General features: G+C 62.7%; 21 protein-coding genes. 13 read left to right on the forward strand and 8 right to left on the reverse strand.

Translation table 11 applies throughout. The features are described from left to right. Positions 1-104: 104 nt before the first annotated feature. Positions 105-989, forward strand: coding sequence for a sugar nucleotide-binding protein (locus tag BMH52_RS13160; protein ID WP_072435451.1), 885 nt, complete (start codon positions 105-107; stop codon positions 987-989). A 165-nt stretch (positions 990-1154) separates the two neighbouring features. Here the strand turns inward: BMH52_RS13160 and BMH52_RS13165 are convergent, their stop codons facing one another. From BMH52_RS13165 to BMH52_RS13185, 5 genes are all read right to left on the reverse strand, one after another. After that, positions 1155-1853, reverse strand: a complete 699-nt coding sequence (locus tag BMH52_RS13165) for an OmpW family protein (protein ID WP_014720136.1) — start codon at positions 1851-1853, stop codon at positions 1155-1157. Positions 1854-2000: 147 nt separating this feature from the next. Continuing rightward, positions 2001-2522 carry a DUF3299 domain-containing protein gene (locus BMH52_RS13170; protein WP_073843903.1) on the reverse strand — a complete coding sequence of 174 codons (522 nt, stop codon included), beginning with the start codon at positions 2520-2522 and terminating at the stop codon, positions 2001-2003. Between the two features lie 11 nt (positions 2523-2533). Beyond that, complete coding sequence (locus BMH52_RS13175) at positions 2534-3799, reverse strand: ABC transporter permease (protein WP_014720134.1); 1266 nt, start codon at positions 3797-3799, stop codon at positions 2534-2536. A 1-nt stretch (position 3800) separates the two neighbouring features. Continuing rightward, complete coding sequence (locus tag BMH52_RS13180) at positions 3801-4511, reverse strand: ABC transporter ATP-binding protein (RefSeq protein WP_014720133.1); 711 nt, start codon at positions 4509-4511, stop codon at positions 3801-3803. 148 nt (positions 4512-4659) lie between these two features. After that, positions 4660-5265 (reverse strand): DUF2796 domain-containing protein, encoded by a 606-nt coding sequence (locus BMH52_RS13185; protein ID WP_072435453.1) that lies wholly within the window; start codon positions 5263-5265, stop codon positions 4660-4662. A 129-nt stretch (positions 5266-5394) separates the two neighbouring features. Between BMH52_RS13185 and BMH52_RS13190 the strand changes: the two genes are divergently transcribed. Then, a complete protein-coding gene (locus tag BMH52_RS13190; protein WP_003194591.1) occupies positions 5395-5736 on the forward strand; it encodes a hypothetical protein in 342 nt (113 codons plus the stop codon). On the opposite strand, the gene trxA is transcribed toward BMH52_RS13190, so the two are convergent. From trxA to BMH52_RS13205, 3 genes are all read right to left on the reverse strand, one after another. Beyond that, positions 5733-6605 (reverse strand): thioredoxin, encoded by an 873-nt coding sequence (trxA, locus tag BMH52_RS13195; protein ID WP_019818859.1) that lies wholly within the window; start codon positions 6603-6605, stop codon positions 5733-5735. The genes BMH52_RS13190 and trxA overlap by 4 nt on opposite strands. 125 nt (positions 6606-6730) lie before the next feature. Next, positions 6731-7387 (reverse strand): methyltransferase, encoded by a 657-nt coding sequence (locus BMH52_RS13200; protein WP_019818857.1) that lies wholly within the window; start codon positions 7385-7387, stop codon positions 6731-6733. Beyond that, complete coding sequence (locus BMH52_RS13205) at positions 7384-7839, reverse strand: YbaY family lipoprotein (RefSeq protein ID WP_003194586.1); 456 nt, start codon at positions 7837-7839, stop codon at positions 7384-7386. The genes BMH52_RS13200 and BMH52_RS13205 overlap by 4 nt, the downstream gene beginning before the upstream one ends. 139 nt (positions 7840-7978) lie before the next feature. Here BMH52_RS13205 and nrdR point away from each other — a divergent pair, with 139 nt between their 5' ends. The 11 genes from nrdR to BMH52_RS13260 all read left to right on the forward strand — a co-directional run bounded on the left by nrdR (position 7979) and on the right by BMH52_RS13260 (position 16154). Then, positions 7979-8443, forward strand: a complete 465-nt coding sequence (nrdR, locus tag BMH52_RS13210) for a transcriptional regulator NrdR (protein WP_019818855.1) — start codon at positions 7979-7981, stop codon at positions 8441-8443. Next, entirely contained in the window at positions 8440-9567 is a 1128-nt protein-coding gene (gene ribD, locus BMH52_RS13215) for a bifunctional diaminohydroxyphosphoribosylaminopyrimidine deaminase/5-amino-6-(5-phosphoribosylamino)uracil reductase RibD (protein ID WP_019818853.1), read from the forward strand. Before nrdR ends, ribD begins: the two co-directional genes overlap by 4 nt. Positions 9568-9616: 49 nt before the next feature. Beyond that, positions 9617-10279 (forward strand): riboflavin synthase, encoded by a 663-nt coding sequence (locus BMH52_RS13220; RefSeq protein ID WP_014720128.1) that lies wholly within the window; start codon positions 9617-9619, stop codon positions 10277-10279. A gap of 15 nt (positions 10280-10294) precedes the next feature. Continuing rightward, positions 10295-11386, forward strand: coding sequence for a bifunctional 3,4-dihydroxy-2-butanone-4-phosphate synthase/GTP cyclohydrolase II (gene ribBA, locus BMH52_RS13225; RefSeq protein WP_003194579.1), 1092 nt, complete (start codon positions 10295-10297; stop codon positions 11384-11386). An 88-nt stretch (positions 11387-11474) separates the two neighbouring features. Continuing rightward, positions 11475-11951: a 6,7-dimethyl-8-ribityllumazine synthase gene (ribE, locus tag BMH52_RS13230; protein WP_003194576.1), complete on the forward strand. Its 477-nt coding sequence runs from the start codon at positions 11475-11477 to the stop codon at positions 11949-11951. Then, on the forward strand, positions 11948-12448 hold the full coding sequence (gene nusB, locus BMH52_RS13235; protein WP_014720126.1) for a transcription antitermination factor NusB: 501 nt from the start codon (positions 11948-11950) through the stop codon (positions 12446-12448). Before ribE ends, nusB begins: the two co-directional genes overlap by 4 nt. A gap of 18 nt (positions 12449-12466) precedes the next feature. Next, a complete protein-coding gene (thiL, locus tag BMH52_RS13240; protein WP_019818852.1) occupies positions 12467-13432 on the forward strand; it encodes a thiamine-phosphate kinase in 966 nt (321 codons plus the stop codon). Between the two features lie 54 nt (positions 13433-13486). After that, complete coding sequence (locus BMH52_RS13245) at positions 13487-14209, forward strand: ABC transporter substrate-binding protein (RefSeq protein ID WP_014720124.1); 723 nt, start codon at positions 13487-13489, stop codon at positions 14207-14209. Positions 14210-14338: 129 nt separating this feature from the next. Beyond that, positions 14339-14956 (forward strand): GTP cyclohydrolase II, encoded by a 618-nt coding sequence (gene ribA / locus BMH52_RS13250; protein ID WP_005791841.1) that lies wholly within the window; start codon positions 14339-14341, stop codon positions 14954-14956. Then, positions 14953-15372 (forward strand): hypothetical protein, encoded by a 420-nt coding sequence (locus BMH52_RS13255; RefSeq protein WP_014720123.1) that lies wholly within the window; start codon positions 14953-14955, stop codon positions 15370-15372. The genes ribA and BMH52_RS13255 overlap by 4 nt, the downstream gene beginning before the upstream one ends. Next, positions 15369-16154 (forward strand): cobalamin-binding protein, encoded by a 786-nt coding sequence (locus BMH52_RS13260; RefSeq protein WP_073843905.1) that lies wholly within the window; start codon positions 15369-15371, stop codon positions 16152-16154. The genes BMH52_RS13255 and BMH52_RS13260 overlap by 4 nt, the downstream gene beginning before the upstream one ends. Positions 16155-16213 lie beyond the last annotated feature (59 nt).

A 16213-nucleotide genomic window follows, 5' to 3' on the forward strand; every position in this document is an offset into this window, starting at 1 on the left:
CTACAAACCCGCAAAATGCAACGATTCTGGCAACTACCTACGGCAAGGCGCATACGCCTGTCGATAATAACCATCGTTCCAAACAGACCGGGCCTGCTCAATCTATGCGAATGCGCCTTATGTTACTGGGCGGCGGGAATGCCCTCGGGCAGGCGCTGATTCGCCTCGGTGCGGAGGAAGACATCGGTTTCCTCGCCCCCAAACCGCCCCAAGACGGCTGGGATGCCGCAAGCCTCACCCAATTGCTCGACGACACCCGTCCCGATGCGTTGATCAACCTCGCCTACTATTTCGACTGGTTCCAGGCCGAAGCCGTAAGCGAAACCCGCCTGGCCGGCCAGGAATTCGCCATCGAGCGCCTGGCCGAACTGTGCCAGCACCACAGCATCACCCTGCTGCAACCGTCCAGCTATCGTGTGTTCGATGGCTCCCGCGCCACGGCCTACAGCGAGAAAGACGAGCCGGTGCCCCTGGGCCTGCGCGGCCAGGCGTTGTGGCGTATCGAACAAAGCGTGCGCGCTACGTGCCCGCAGCATGTGCTGCTGCGGTTTGGCTGGCTGCTCGATGACAGCGTCGACGGCACCCTCGGGCGTTTCCTGGCCCGGGCCGAGAAACCCGATGAATTACTGATGGCGGACGACCGGCGCGGCAATCCGACGCCGGTGGACGATGCGGCGCGGGTGATCATCTCGGTGCTCAAGCAACTCGATTGCGCCGCGCCGCTGTGGGGCACTTACCATTACGCCGGCCACGAGGCGACTACCCCGCTGGCGCTGGGGCAGGCGATTCTGACTGAAGCGCGCAACTTCCATCCGTTGGCCATCGAGTCCCCCACCGCCCAGGCCCACGCGGCGCGGCCGGACGCGGCAGAAGAACCGCAGCACGCGGTGTTGGCCTGCAAGAAAATCCTGCATACCTTCGGCATCAAGCCCAGGGCATGGCGGGCAGGCTTGCCGGCGCTTCTGGATCGCTTCTACCGCCATAGCTGACACCCCAAAACCAAAAGTGGGAGGGGAATTATGTGGGAGCTGGCTTGCCTGCGATAGCATCACCTGGGTATCACTGATACACCGTGGTGTCTGCATCGCGGGCAAGCCCGGCTCCCACATAAGCCCCCCTCCCACTTGGGTTATGCGGTGTGGCGTAAACGGGACTTAGAACTTGTAGCCGATACCCACCATGTAAACCATCGGGTCTACATCCACATTGACCTTGGCCCGAGTGCCCTGGCCCAGCGCGTTGTTATCCACAGTCGCCTTGGTGCTGATGTCGATGTAGCGCGCCTGGGCGTTGATCATCCACTTGTCGTTGATCATGTAGTCGGCGCCGATCTGTGCAGCCCAACCCCAGGAGTTCTCGGCCTTGAAGTTGCTGAAGCCGGCCTGTTCGGCGCGGCTGCCCACGTGCTCGTCGTAGATCCAGGTGTAGTTGATACCGGCGCCCACATACGGCTGGAACGCGGACTTGTGGTCCAGCGGGTAGTACACGACGCTCAAGGTCGGCGGCAGGTGTTTCAGCGTGCCGAGCTTGCCGTTGGCGGCGCCGAGGGCGGTGTTCTTGATCTTCACGTCATGCTCGAACGGCGTGGCCGCAAGCAATTCGATGCCGACGTGGTCGGTGATCATGTAGGCGAAGTTCAAGCCCAATTGGGTGTCGCTGCTCATGGTCGCCTTGCCGCCCAGGTTGGTACCGGCCAATGGGCCCTGGTCAACCTTGACGCTGCTGCTGTCGGCCTTCGGGTTCACGGTAATTGCACCGGCGCGAACCAGAATATCGCCCGCCTGGTGAGCGTGGGCGACGGGGGCGACGAGGGCGAGCGCGAAGAGGGACGCGCCGAGCAGAGACTTGTTCATGGGAGCTCCAAAGGACGTTTAAAAGTTGTACGTCCAATGGTAAAGATCGTTCCGTTCGGTCTTTTGACTCAGCTCAATGAAAGGGTGATCAGTCACTTTCGGCACTGATCAAAACCTGTGGGAGCTTCAGTGTGTTGCTGGTGGGGGTTATTCCTCCAGCTCGTACATATAAATCTTCTGGGCATCCATCTGGTAACCGGCATCGGCCAATTCGCTGGACGATGGCTTGACCTGCATCGCGCCTTCGATCCAGTACGGCTGATACAGCTCATCGAGCTTCACCCCCACCTCGCTTTTCACATGCACGATCTGGTTCGACGGCGGTGGCGGCACATGGATACAGGCGCCGAAATACGGCACCAGCAGAAACTCCGTGGTGCGGCCTTCTTCGCTGACTTCCAGCGGCACGATATACCCCGGCAAGCGAATGTGCTGGCCGTCCAGGCTCTGCACCACCGGCGCGTTGGGCAGGTCCTGCTTGGCTGCGGGCGCGGCCTCGACGGACAAGGCATCGGCCATGCTCGACAGGTCGTGCAGCGGCTTCATATTGGGCACTTCCGGCGGCGCATCCGGCGGGATCATCTCCTGCCAGGACAAATCCTTGGGCTGTTCATCCGCCCACACCGGAACGGCCGTCAGCAGCAACAGGGCAAACAGGGCACGACGCATCGGAGCCTTCCTCATAAACGGATGGACAGGCCATCGGCCAAAGATTGTCGATAGGCGCGCCACGCGGGCACGCTGCCCATCAACAGGGCGGCTGCCAGGATACCGGCGAGCAACGTCCATTCATATTCGCTCGGCCACGACATCGGCAGGTCCAGGCCGTAGTTGGCCTGCAAATAACCCCGTGATGCGGCTATGCACAGGTACAGCAACCCCAGGCCCGCCAACACGCCAGACAAGGCCAGGGCAAAGGCTTCGAAGATCAGCAGCGTTGCGATGTGCCAAGGCCGCGCACCCACCGACCGCAGGATCGCCATCTCGCGGCGACGCTCGTTAAGGCTGGTGAGGATCGCCGTGAGCATGCCGATCAAGCCGGTCAGCACCACAAACAGCGAGATCACGAACAAGGCTTTTTCGGCGGTGCCCATCATGCTCCACAGTTCTTGCAACGCCACGCCTGGCAGGATCGCCAGCATTGGCTCGCCACGGAATTCATTGATTTCCCGTTGCAAGGCAAAGGTGGAAATCTTGTTGTTCAGGCCGAGCATGAACGCGGTAATGGCCTGCGGCGTCAGGTCCATATTGCGCGCCTGGTCGGCACTGATGCGGCCTTTGCCCTGGGCCGGCACGCCGTTGTGCCAGTCGATATGGATCGCTTCCATGCCGCCGAGGCTGATATGCAACGTGCGGTCCACCGGCGTGCCGGTACGCTTGAGAATGCCCACCACCGTAAACGGCTTGTCGTCATGCTTGACCAGGCTGACCACCGCCACGCCGTGGGCCAGCACCAGCTTGTCACCGAGTTTGTAATGCAGGGCGTCGGCCACTTCGGCGCCGAGCACCACTTCGAATGGGTCGGTGGCGAAGGCGCGGCCGCTGGCCAGCGCGAGATTTTGCTTACGCCCGTACTGGTAGTGCTCGAAATAGGATTCGTTGGTGCCCATTACCCGGTAGCCGCGATGGGAGTCGCCGAGGGAAATGGGAATCGCCCATTTCACTTGAGGGCTGGCGGCGAAGTGCTCGTAGCTGTCCCAACGGATGTTGTTGGTAGCGTTGCCGATGCGGAACACCGAGTACAGCAGCAGGTTGACCGAGCCGGAGCGGGCACCGACGATCAGGTCGGTACCGCTGATGGTGCTGGCGAAACTGTTGCGCGCCTCGACGCGCACACGCTCCACCGCGAGCAGCAAGCAGACGGAAAGCGCGATGGCAAACGCAGTGAGGATCGCGGTGAAGCGGCGGTTAGCCAGACTGGCCATGGCTAGACGGAACAGATACATCTCAAACCTCTGCGGGCATGGCGGCGCGATTGAGTTCGGCCAGCGACAGGTTGCGGTCGAACAGCGGCGCCAGGCTCTGGTCATGGCTGACAAACAACAGGCTGGCGCCCGCTTCGCGGCATTCAGCGAACAGCAACTGCAGGAAGGCTTCGCGGGCGTCGTAGTCCAGGGCCGAGGTGGGTTCGTCGGCAATCACCAGTTCTGGCTGGCCGATCAGCGCTCGGGCAGCGGCCACCCGTTGTTGCTGGCCAATGGACAGCGAATCGGCGCGGCGTTCCAGCAGGCTCGGGTCCTTCAAACCCAGGTGCGCTAGCAAGGCCGCGGCGGCCTGGTCGACACTGCCGTGGCGCTGTTTGGCCCGTTGCGCGCGCAGCTTGGAAAAGTGGCAAGGCAGCTCGACGTTTTCGCGTACCGACAGAAACGGCAGCAAGTTGAACTGCTGGAAGATATAACCAGTGTGGTCCACACGGAAACGGTCACGAGCGCCGGCCGAGAGTTCGGTCAACTCCTGGCCGAGCAGGCGGATGCTGCCTTGGCTGGGTTTCTGCACGCCTCCCAACAGCCCGAGCAAAGTGGTCTTGCCACTGCCGCTCGGGCCCTTGAGGAACAGGGTTTCCCCGGGTTCCAGGCGGAACGCGGGGATGTCCAGCAACCGCGGGTGCCCGGGCCAGTTGAAGCCCAGGTCGGACAGTTCGATTAACGCTTGAGTCATGGGAAGTCAGTGTCGCCTGGTAGTCGAAAATGGCGCCGATCCACTGTGGGAGCTGGCTTGCCTGCGATGGCATCGCTACGGTGTGCCTGCTGCACCGCATCGCCTGTATCGCAGGCAAGCCAGCTCCCACAGGGACTGTGCTTTCAAGTCAGAACTTCAGGGTGGCGGCGGTGGCCGTCGCGTCAACACCTTGCTGACCGCTCGGGCCGATCAGTTGTACCTGAATTTTCTGGGTGGCGGGGAAGGTCTTGAACACTTGGCTCAAGTCCAGGTTGCCCAGGGCCGTCGGCGTGGCGCAGGTGAACTGGTAATGGGCGTGGATTTCACTGTGGTCGTGATCATGCTTGTGGGCGGCGGCGCCTTTGCCGTCGGTGGCGTGGTCATCGTCGTCATGCTCGGCTTCTGGTTTGTCACCGAACAACGGGCTGTTGAGTTCCTGGCTGCTGACCACGCAACCTGCGGCCTTGGGCAGGTTGAACAGTGCCGATGGATTTTCCAGTTGCTTGCGCACGGCGGCGACCTTGGCTTTGTCGGCGGCGCTGGTCGCTACATGTTCGAAACCCACCAGGTTCATGGCCGGGCTGTCCAGTTCCAGCTCCAGGGCCTGGCCGTCCAGTACGGCATTCAGGCGCCCGACGCCATGTTCATGGGCGCCGAGGCTGCCGTGCTCGTGGTCATGGTCATGGTCTTCATGGGCATGAGCGACAGCCAGTGGCAGCAGGGCAAACGGCAAAGCAAGCAGCAAACGGCGCATGAGAGGGCTCCAGGATGAAAGTTTTGTTATGTGATCTTATAACAATTGATCCGAGAGTTTGACCGCCCGCTTGGTGTTGCGCAAGCTGCATGGGAGCATGCCCGTCAGAAAAATGCAGGAGTAAGGACGATGTTGCGAATTCGTGGAACCATCGGCGACCTGCCGGTGGACTTGACCCTGGAGCTGGACGACGGCGATTGGGCGCGATTGGGTGCCCAACTGCAGGCCACGCCAACGCCCAGCGCGCCCACTGCGGCTCCGGTCAAACAGAACGAGGACCTGTGGCAGAACGCCCAGGATTTGCTGCGCAAGGCCGGACAACTCAATGGTCTGGAATTGCTCGATCAACTCGAAGGCTTGGCTGGCGATGCCGGGGCGGGCAAGCGCCTGCTGGTGCGCCTGCGCCACAGCGCCAAGGTAAAGGTGAGCAGCGGCGGAGATACGCCGCTGTACAGTTGGATCGGTGATTAATACAACGCGGCAAACAACTTGCGGCGGTACACCGTGACCAGCGGGTGATCATTGCCCAGCAATTCGAACACTTGCAGCAAGGTCTTGTGGGGCAGGCCTTCGCTGTAGCTGCGATTGCGGATAAACAACTTGAGCAAACCTTCCAGCGCCGCGTCGTATTGCTGGCGCGCCAGTTGCTGGATCGCCAACTGATAGGCCGCTTCGTCATCCTGCGGGTTTTGCGCCAGGCGGCTTTTCAGCTCGGCAGCGTCCGGCAAATCCGCCGCCTGGCGCAGGAAGGTGATTTGCGCCTTGGCCCCGGCCAGGGCAGCCTTGTGGTCGTCGCTCTTGACCGCGTCGAGCACGGCCTGGGCTTCACCCAGCTCACCGCGCTCGGCCAGGCAGCGTGCATACAGGATCAGGGCGGCGGCGTTGGTATTGTCCTCGCCCAACAATTGCACCAGCAACGCTTCGGCCTCGCTGATGCGCCCTTCGCTGAACAGCGCCTGAGCCTGCTCCAACGGGTCCGCCGCAGCCGGCGGTGGCATTTGCACATGGGGCTCCAGCATCGCCCGCACGGCCGACTCCGGCTGTGCACCGGCAAAGCCGTCCACCGGTTGGCCATCCTTGAACAGCACCACCGTCGGCAGGCTTTGAATGCCAAAACGCGCCACGATGTCCTGTTCGGCTTCGCAGTCGATCTTGGCCAGCAGCAACTCACCCTGATAACTCTCGGCAATCTTCGCCAGCATTGGCATCAGTGCTTTGCAGGGTGCGCACCACTCGGCCCAGAAATCGACCAATACGGGCTTTTCGAAGGAGTTCTGGATAACGGCCTGATCGAAGTTGGCGGTGGTGACGTCGAAGATGTACGGCGTGGGCTCACTCATGGGGCGTCTCGAATAAAGCGGGAATGGGGGCAACTATAAGGGCTGGCGAGGTTGGCTGAAAGCATCGTGGTAGCTCCCACCTTGAAATGCATTCCCCTGTGGGAGCCGGCTTGCCCGCGATGGCCTCAAGCACGCCGCGAATGGTACAGGCTCACCTTGCGAAACTCCCACGGCTCGGCCAGGTCTGGCAGGGTCAAGGCCTCGAGGATCTCCAGCCGCTGGTAATCCGGATGCTGGAAATCCCGTACCCGCGAATCCGCCACCAGCGCTTCGCGGCCACGGGTGAGGAACTGATCCAGCAACGGCAGGTTGGCGCGGTCATAGAGCACGTCGGCCACCAGAATCAGGTCGAAGCGGTCGGCTTCGGCAAAAAAGTCTGCCGAATAACTCAGCGCCACCTGGTTGAGTTCGGCATTCGCACGGCAAGCGGCCAAGGCCAGTGGGTCCAGGTCGCAGGCCACCACCTCCAGGGCGCCAGCCTTGACGGCGGCGATCCCGGCTACGCCCGAACCTGCGCCGAAATCCAGCACGCGTTTGCCGGCGACCCACTCAGGATGCGCTGCCAGGTAACGCGCCAACGCCATGCCGCTGGCCCAGCAAAAACTCCAGTAGGGCGGCTCATGCAGGATACGCCGGGTTTCTTCCTGGCTGAAGGCACGGTCCATGTTGTCGGCGTCCAGCAACCACAACGACAACGCGGTACCCGGCAACGGGCAGGGCACCAATTGCGCATCGCCAATCAACGCGCTCAAGGCGTGTTGCAGGCCCAGCGGTGGCGTCATGGCGCCTTGACGAGTTGCAGGGGGCCGGTGCTCTGGGTGATCGCCTGGGTGACGCGCACGGCAGGCAGATGCAGGATCAGCTGGCCGGACTGGCTGGCGCGGCCGCGCAATTCCACGCGGGCACCGGCCGGGAAGGCTTCAGGGTTGAAGCGCAGGCGGAAGGCCAAGGGCTTGCCGTTGCCGCTCAGTACGCTGCTGGCGAGCAGTTGCTGCGGGCGCGAACGGTCGTCGATCACCAAGAGCGCCATCTCGACTTCGGCACCGGCGGGCACGTTGGTCAGGCTGCCGCTGATTTCGCGCTGATAGGCGGGCAGGGGGCCGAGGTCTTCAATGCCCGGGACTTTTTTCTCTTGCGCCGGTGTTGGTTGAGGCGCGGCCGGCTTGGGGGCTTCGCTGCTGCAGGCGACCAGAAAACTGAACAGGCTGAGTAGAACGAGTGGTCGTAACTGCATGTACGGCTCCAGAAAGGACAAAATCCGTGGCTTAAAAATATGAAACATATAAGCCTGCCTATATACCGTAAAGGCTATGGCTTGTCTTGCCACAGGGATGCGCTACCATGGCCCTCCCATTTTTTGTTGCCTGCCAACCATGCACTGTCCCTTCTGCGGTGCCAACGACACCAAGGTCATCGACTCGCGTCTGGTCGCCGAGGGCGACCAAGTGCGTCGCCGGCGCGAATGCCTGGCCTGTGGTGAACGTTTCACCACCTTCGAAACCGCCGAACTGGTGTTGCCGCGTCTGATCAAGTCCGACGGCAGCCGCCAGCCTTTCGACGAAGAAAAACTGCGCGCCGGTATGCAGCGCGCCCTGGAAAAGCGCCCGGTGAGTGTCGAGCGCCTGGAAGCGGCGCTGGTGCATATCAAGCACAAGCTGCGGGCGACCGGCGAGCGCGAGGTCAAGAGCCTGGTGGTCGGTGAGCTGGTGATGGGCGAGCTGCAAAAGCTCGACGAAGTCGCCTATATCCGTTTCGCTTCGGTGTATCGACGCTTCCAGGACCTCAATGAATTCCGCGAAGAGATCGACCGCCTGGCCCGTGAGCCCTCCAAACAATGACATCTGAACAGGCTGTGCTCGACGCCCACTACATGGCCCGTGCCCTCGAATTGGCGCGCAAGGGCCTGTACACCACCCACCCCAACCCGCGGGTTGGCTGCGTGATCGTGCGTGACGGGCAGATTGTCGGCGAAGGCTGGCATGAGCGCACCGGCGAGCCCCATGCCGAGCCCAACGCCCTGCGCGCCGCTGGCGACAAGGCCCGTGGCGCGACGGTGTACGTGACCCTTGAACCGTGCAGCCATCATGGCCGTACGCCGCCCTGTGCCGATGCGCTGGTGACCGCCGGCGTCGCGCGGGTGGTGGCCGGCATGCAGGACCCGAACCCCGAAGTGGCTGGCCGAGGCATGCAACGCCTGGCCCAGGCCGGTATCGAGGTGCGTAGCGGTGTGCTGGAAACCGAAGCGCGGGCGCTTAACCCCGGCTTCCTCAAGCGCATGGAGCACGGTCTGCCGTTTGTGCGGGTCAAGCTGGCGATGAGCCTGGACGGCCGCACGGCGATGGCCAGCGGCGAAAGCCAATGGATCACCGGCCCCGCCGCCCGTGCTGCGGTGCAACGCTTGCGTGCCGAGGCCAGTGTGGTGTTGACCGGTGCCGACACGGTACTGGCCGACGGTGCCCGCTTGACCGTACGCGCCGCCGAACTGGGCCTGGACGACGCAACCACCGCCCTGGCCATGTCGCGCCCGCCGTTGCGCGTGCTGATCGATGGCCGCCTGCGGGTGCCGCTCAACGCACCGTTCTTCAAGGCCGGCCCGGCATTGGTCATCACCTGCGTCACCCCAGAGAACCAGTTCCCCCGTGGCCCCGAGTGCCTGGTAGTACCGGGCGTGGAAGGCCAGGTTGACCTGCGCTCGGCATTGGTCGCCCTGGCTGCCCGTGGCGTCAACGATGTGTTGGTGGAAGCCGGCCCAAGCCTGGCCGGCGCGTTTGCCCAACAAGGCCTGGTGGATGAATACGTGATATTCATCGCCGGCAAGTTCCTCGGCTCCGCTGCCCGCCCGTTGCTGGACTGGCCGCTTGATAAGTTGGCCGATGCTCCCCAACTCAAGATCACCGAAATGCGCGCTGTGGGCGACGACTGGCGAGTCACTGCCATCCCCGTCCCAGCAGTGAGCGTATAATTCCCGGCCTGCGCTTGAGCGTCAGCCCCCTCGTTTTCAGGAGAACGAAATGTTCACCGGCATTATCGAATCCATCGGCAGCATCCGTGCAATGACCCCCAAAGGCGGGGATGTCCGCCTGCTGGTTGAAACCGGCAAGCTGGACCTCGGCGACGTCAAGCTGGGCGACAGCATCGCCGTCAGCGGCGTGTGCCTGACCGTCATCGAGCTGCCGGGCAACGGCTTTGCTGCCGATGTCAGCCGGGAAACCCTGGACTGCACCGCGATGAACGATCTTGCGGCCGGCAGCCCGGTCAACCTGGAAAAAGCCCTGACGCCGACCACGCGCCTGGGCGGTCACCTGGTCAGCGGCCACGTCGACGGCGTCGGCGAAGTGGTGGCCCGCAGCGAAAACGCCCGCGCGGTGGAATTCCGCATCCGCGCGCCCAAAGAGCTGGCCAAGTACATCGCCCACAAAGGCTCGATCACCGTCGACGGCACCAGCCTGACCGTGAACGCCGTGAATGGCGCCGAATTTGAACTGACCATCATTCCCCACACCCTCAGCGAAACCATCATGGCCTCGTACCAGCCGGGTCGCCGGGTGAACCTGGAAGTGGACTTGCTTGCCCGTTACCTGGAGCGCCTGTTGCTGGGCGAAAAGGCCGCAGAGCCTGCATCAGGCAACATCACCGAAAGTTTTCTGGCCGCTAACGGCTACCTGAAATCCTGACCAAGGGGGTGCCGCGTGGCGCTCAATAGCATCGAAGAACTGGTTGAAGACATCCGCCAAGGCAAGATGGTCATCCTCATGGATGACGAAGATCGCGAGAACGAAGGCGATATCATCATGGCCGCCGAAGCGTGCAAGCCCGAGCACATCAACTTCATGGCCAAGCACGCCCGTGGGCTGATCTGCATGCCCATGAGCCGCGAACGCTGCGAATTGCTCAAGCTGCCGTTGATGGCACCGCGCAATGGCTCGGGTTTCGGCACCAAGTTCACCGTATCCATTGAAGCCACCACGGGCGTCACCACCGGCATTTCCGCCGCTGACCGCGCCCGCACCGTGCAAGCCGCCGCCGCGAAAGACGCCAAGGCCGAAGACATCGTCAGCCCCGGCCACATCTTCCCGCTGATGGCCCAACCTGGCGGTACCCTGGCCCGTGCCGGCCACACCGAAGCCGCCTGCGACCTGGCGCGCATGGCCGGTTTCGAGCCAAGCGGGGTGATCTGCGAAGTGATGAACGACGATGGCACCATGGCCCGTCGTACTGAACTCGAAGCCTTTGCCGCCGAGCACAACCTCAAGATCGGCACCATCGCCGACCTGATTCACTACCGCATGATCCACGAACGTACCGTTCAGCGGATTGCCGAGCAGCCCCTGGACAGCGAACTGGGCCAATTCAATTTGGTGACCTACCGTGATTCAGTGGAAGGCGACGTGCACATGGCCCTGACCCTGGGCAACATTTGCGCCGAAGAACCGACCCTGGTACGCGTACATAACATGGACCCACTGCGTGACCTGTTGATGGTCAAGCAGCCCGGTCGCTGGAGCCTGCGCGCCGCCATGGCTGCGGTTTCCGAGGCTGGCAGCGGTGTGGTGCTGTTGCTCGGCCACCCGCTGGACGGTGATGTATTGCTGGCGCATATCCGCGAAACCGCTGACGCCGTGCCGGTGAAAAAACCGACCACCTACAGCATCGTCGGTGCCGGTTCGCAGATCCTGCGCGACCTGGGTGTGCGCAAAATGCGCCTGATGAGCGCACCGATGAAATTTAATGCGATATCCGGATTCGACCTGGAAGTTGTAGAATACGTGCCCTCCGAATAAAGGCCGGCGATTTTTGCCCCTTGTTCGCGGTTAAATCATCACTGAGGGACGCACTTTTCGCGTCCCGGCTCTTTAAGAGATTTGTCGAATGACCCTGAAGACCATCGAAGGTACCTTCATCGCCCCCAAAGGCCGCTATGCCCTGGTGGTTGGCCGCTTCAACAGCTTCGTGGTTGAGAGCCTGGTAAGCGGTGCGGTTGACGCCCTGGTTCGCCACGGTGTGAGCGAGAGCGATATCACCCTTATCCGCGCGCCTGGCGCCTTCGAAATTCCACTGGTTGCGCAAAAAGTTGCTCAGCAGGGTGAATACGCGGCGATCATCGCCCTGGGCGCGGTCATTCGTGGCGGCACCCCGCACTTCGAATACGTGGCCGGCGAATGCACCAAGGGCCTGGCCCAGGTGTCCATGGAATTCGGCGTGCCAGTCGCTTTCGGCGTACTGACCGTTGATTCCATCGAGCAAGCCATCGAGCGTTCCGGCACCAAAGCCGGTAACAAAGGCGCTGAAGCTGCCTTGTCCGCTCTGGAAATGGTCAGCCTGCTGTCGCAGTTGGAGGCCAAGTGATTTCCGACGAAAGCGATCAGTTCAACCCTCAGGACCCGCGTCCTGCCGATGCCGGCAAACCGTCCAAGAGCGAGAAGCGCCGCAAGGCGCGTCAACTCGCGACCCAGGCGCTGTACCAGCGTCACCTGGCGGGCGCTTCGCTGAACGAAATCGAGGCACAGTTTCGCGTCGATAACGATTTCACCTTCGCCGACCAGAGCTACTTCCACGACATCCTGCACGGCGTGCACGCCAACCTGACCGAGATCGACACAGCCCTGGCGCCATGCCTGGACCTGACCATCGAAGAGCTCGACCCGGTTGAGCTGTGCGTGATGCGCCTGTCTACCTGGGAGTTGCTCAAGCGCGTTGACGTGCCGTACCGCGTCGTGATCAACGAAGGCATCGAGCTGGCGAAAGTCTACGGTTCGACCGACGGCCACAAGTTCGTCAACGGCGTGCTCGACAAGCTGGCCCCGCGCCTGCGTGAAGCCGAAGTGAAGGAACACAAGCGCTAATCTGCGCTTGATTCCTCAATGGGTGAGTTTGAGCTGATCCGCACATACTTCGCCGCCGCGCCCTGTGCGCAAGGTGGCGAAGGCATTGCCCTGGGGATCGGCGACGACTGCGCCTTGCTGGCGCTTCCCGCCGGGGAGCAACTGGCAGTCTCCACCGATACGCTGGTGGCTGGCGTGCATTTTGCCGACCCCTGTGACCCGTTCCTGCTCGGCCAGCGCTCGCTGGCCGTGGCGGTGAGCGACCTGGCCGCCATGGGCGCCCACCCCCTCGCCTTTACCCTTGCCCTGACCACGCCGAGCGTCGAAGCCGATTGGCTGCAACGCTATGCCCAAGGTTTGAATGCCATGGCGCAAAACTGCGGCGTGGGCCTGGTGGGCGGCGATACCACCCGTGGGCCGCTGAGCCTGACCCTGACCGTGTTCGGCCGCGTGCCGGCTGGCCAGGCCTTGACGCGCAGCGGTGCACAGCCGGGCGACCTGCTGTGTGTCGGCGGCGAGTTAGGCAATGCCGCTGGCGCGTTGCCGCTGGTATTGGGGCAACGCACGGCTGACGCAGCAATCGCCGAGCCGCTGCTGGCGCATTACTGGTCGCCGCAACCGCAGTTAGCCCTGGGGCTTGCGCTGCGGGGCAAGGCGACAGCGGCCATGGATATCTCCGATGGGCTGTTGGCCGACTGTGGGCATATCGCCAAGGCATCAGCGGTGCGCCTGGTGGTTGAGCGCCACCGGTTGCCGTTGTCCGAGGCCTTGCTGGCGTTTGTTGGTGAAGACCAGGCTCACGTGGCGGCGTTGAGTGGGGGCGACGACTATGTGCTGGCGTTCACCTTGCCACCGTCCGAGTTAGCGCCGTTGCAGGCGGATGGCTGGCCGGTGCATGTGGTCGGCCGGGTCGAAGCGGGGCAGGGCGTAACGCTGCTCGACGTCCACGGCCAGGACATCACCCCGGCTGTGCGCGGCTACCAGCATTTTCGCCAGGCGCCCTAAGCCGGCGGTCTGCGCTACCCTTTATACGATTATCCCGAGTAAGAGGCCGTGACTATGGCTGCATGCCGCTGGCTGCTGATCGTGCTGTGTACCTTCGCTTCCCTGGCCCAGGCGGACACTCCCATGCCCGGCAAAATCGTGCTGGCCAGTGAGGAGTGGAACGACTACACCAACAAAGATGGCAGCGGCCTGGCCTGGGACCTGTTGCGCCAAGTCTTTGAACCGGCTGGCATCACCGTGCACATCCGCAGCGTACCCTATACCCGCTCGGTCGGTCTGGCCCAGCGTGGTGAGGTGGATGGTTGTGTCGGCACCTATCGCGATGAGGCCAGCGGTGTGTTGTACCCCCGCAGGAACTTCGACGCCGATCATGTCTACGCCCTCGGGTTGGCCACTGCGCCGACACCGACCCTGGCGACCTTGGGCAACTATCGCCTGGCCTGGGTGCGCGGCTATAAATACGAGGAATACCTGCCCACCGTGCGCCGCTTCAACCAGATCGAGCGGCGCAGCGGCATTCTGCCAATGCTGCAACACGGCCGTGCTGATTTTTATATCGACGCCCTCACCGAAGCCAAATACGTGCTCAGCCAGGCGCAAGACCCGGCGCTGTTCAAACTCACCCATATTGCTGAACTGCCGCTCTACGTAGGCTTTGCCGACACCGCGCGCGGCAGGGCACTGATGGCCATGTATGACCAGCGTTTGGGCATCCTGATCCAGACCGGTGAGCTGAAAGCGATTTTCGAACGCTGGAAACAGCCGTATCCGTTCTGACGCCCATAGAACTGACTCAAAGGCCAATCGAACCTATTGATCTTTATCAGCGATAATTCAGCTTAAGCGTCTGTAGGAACGTGCTGTTACAATGCCCGCCTCTGTGAAATCTGAAATCAGGAGCACACGGTGCCCGTCGTTTTCGTCGCCGCTTCCAAGCTGCCTACCCCTTTTGCCACGTTCACCATGAACGGCTTTCTTGAAGAAGCCACCGGGCGCGAGCACGTTGTGCTCAGCCTCGGCGACATCACGGATGGCGCGCCGGTGCTGGGGCGTGTGCATTCCGAGTGCCTGACCGGCGATGCGCTGTTCAGCCAGCGCTGTGACTGCGGCTCGCAACTGGAGGCTGCACTGCAAGCCATCGCCCGTGAAGGCCGTGGCGTGTTGCTGTACTTGCGTCAGGAAGGCCGCGGCATTGGCCTGTTGAACAAGATCCGCGCCTACGAACTGCAAGACGGCGGCGCCGACACCGTCGAGGCCAACGAGCGCCTGGGCTTTGCTGCCGACCAGCGCGACTACGCCATCTGCCTGCCGATGCTCGAGCACCTGGGGGTCAAATCCCTGCGCCTGATGACCAACAACCCCCGCAAGGTCAAAGCCTTGACCGAGATGGGCATCACCGTGGCCGAGCGCGTGCCGCTACACACCGGGCACAACCCGCACAACAAACTCTACCTGGCCACCAAAGCCAGCAAGCTCGACCACATGATGGGCAACGAGCACCAGGGCGAGGTCGACCGCGCGTGACCCGTGGCCAGGTGAAACGGCGACTGTCCTTCAACTGGTGGCAGTACCTGGCCCTGGCATTGCTGCCGTTGTTCGTGATCAACCTGCTGTTTGGCCGGGCTGAATCCTTGTTGCCCGTCTTGGCCATGCCATTCTTCATCGCCGGCGTGGCCTCGATGTTTCTCAGCCTGCGTTATTTTCACGCCTACAAACACGCGCTGATCGCCACCTCCAAAGCCCTTGATACTGCTCAAGAGCCGGCAGCCTGGATCACCCTGGCGGCGCGTCGACGCACGGCGTTGCTGGTTGCAGCGTTACCGGCCTGGATTGGCGCGCTGGCGGTGTTCGTCGGCCTGGAGGCAGTGCCGCTGTTTCTGTTGGCGCTGTCGACGCTGGTGTTGTTCTATCTCTATCGCATACCGCGTCAGTTGGGATGAAGCGCTATTGGCTGGCGCTGCTGCTGGTATTCAGTGCCCAGGGCTGGCCGGTCGAGCGGGTTGTCAGCCTGGCGCCGTCACTGTCTGAAATCGTGCTTGAGCTGGGTGCCGAGGACTCGCTGGTCGGCATGCTTGATGGTGGTGACCGCCCGGCGGCGTTGGCGAAGGTGACCTCGGTCGGGCACTACGGCCAGTTGGACATGGAGCGCCTGCTCAGCCTCAAGCCCGACCTGATCCTGCTCTGGCCTGGCAGCGTCGGCCCGGCCCAGCGCGAGCAGCTCCAACGATTGAATATCCCGGTGTACGTCGCCGAACCCCACAGCCTTGAACAACTGACCGCGCAGGTGCAGGCCATTGCCGAGCAATTGGGCCGCGCCGAGGCCGGGCACCAGCGCGCGGCACAATTGCGCCAGCGCTTGGCCGAGTTGCGCCAGCGCTACCAGCGGGCCGAGCCGCTGCGAGTGTTCTACCAAGTGTGGAACCAGCCGCTGTACACCGTGGGCGGTGGGCAGATCATCAGCGATGCCCTCAGCGTGTGCGGGGCGCGCAATGTGTTCGATGACCTGAAGTTGCCGGCGCCGCAGGTGAATATCGAATCGGTGCTGGCGCGAGACCCCGAGGTGATCCTGGTGGGGGATCAGGCTCAGAGGGAGGCCTGGACGGCATGGCCGGCGATGGCTGCTCGGGTGCGGTTAGTGCCGGACAAGGGCCTGGAACGGCCCAGCGGGCAGATGTTGGAGGCGGTGGGGCGGTTGTGCCAGGTGATTGCGCCGAACCTGTGACAACGCTATCGCAGGCAAGCCAGCTCCCACAGGGGAATGCATTTCAATTGTGGGAGCTG

This window comes from Pseudomonas sp. BTN1 (assembly GCF_001907715.1).
Classification (GTDB): domain Bacteria; phylum Pseudomonadota; class Gammaproteobacteria; order Pseudomonadales; family Pseudomonadaceae; genus Aquipseudomonas; species Aquipseudomonas paracarnis.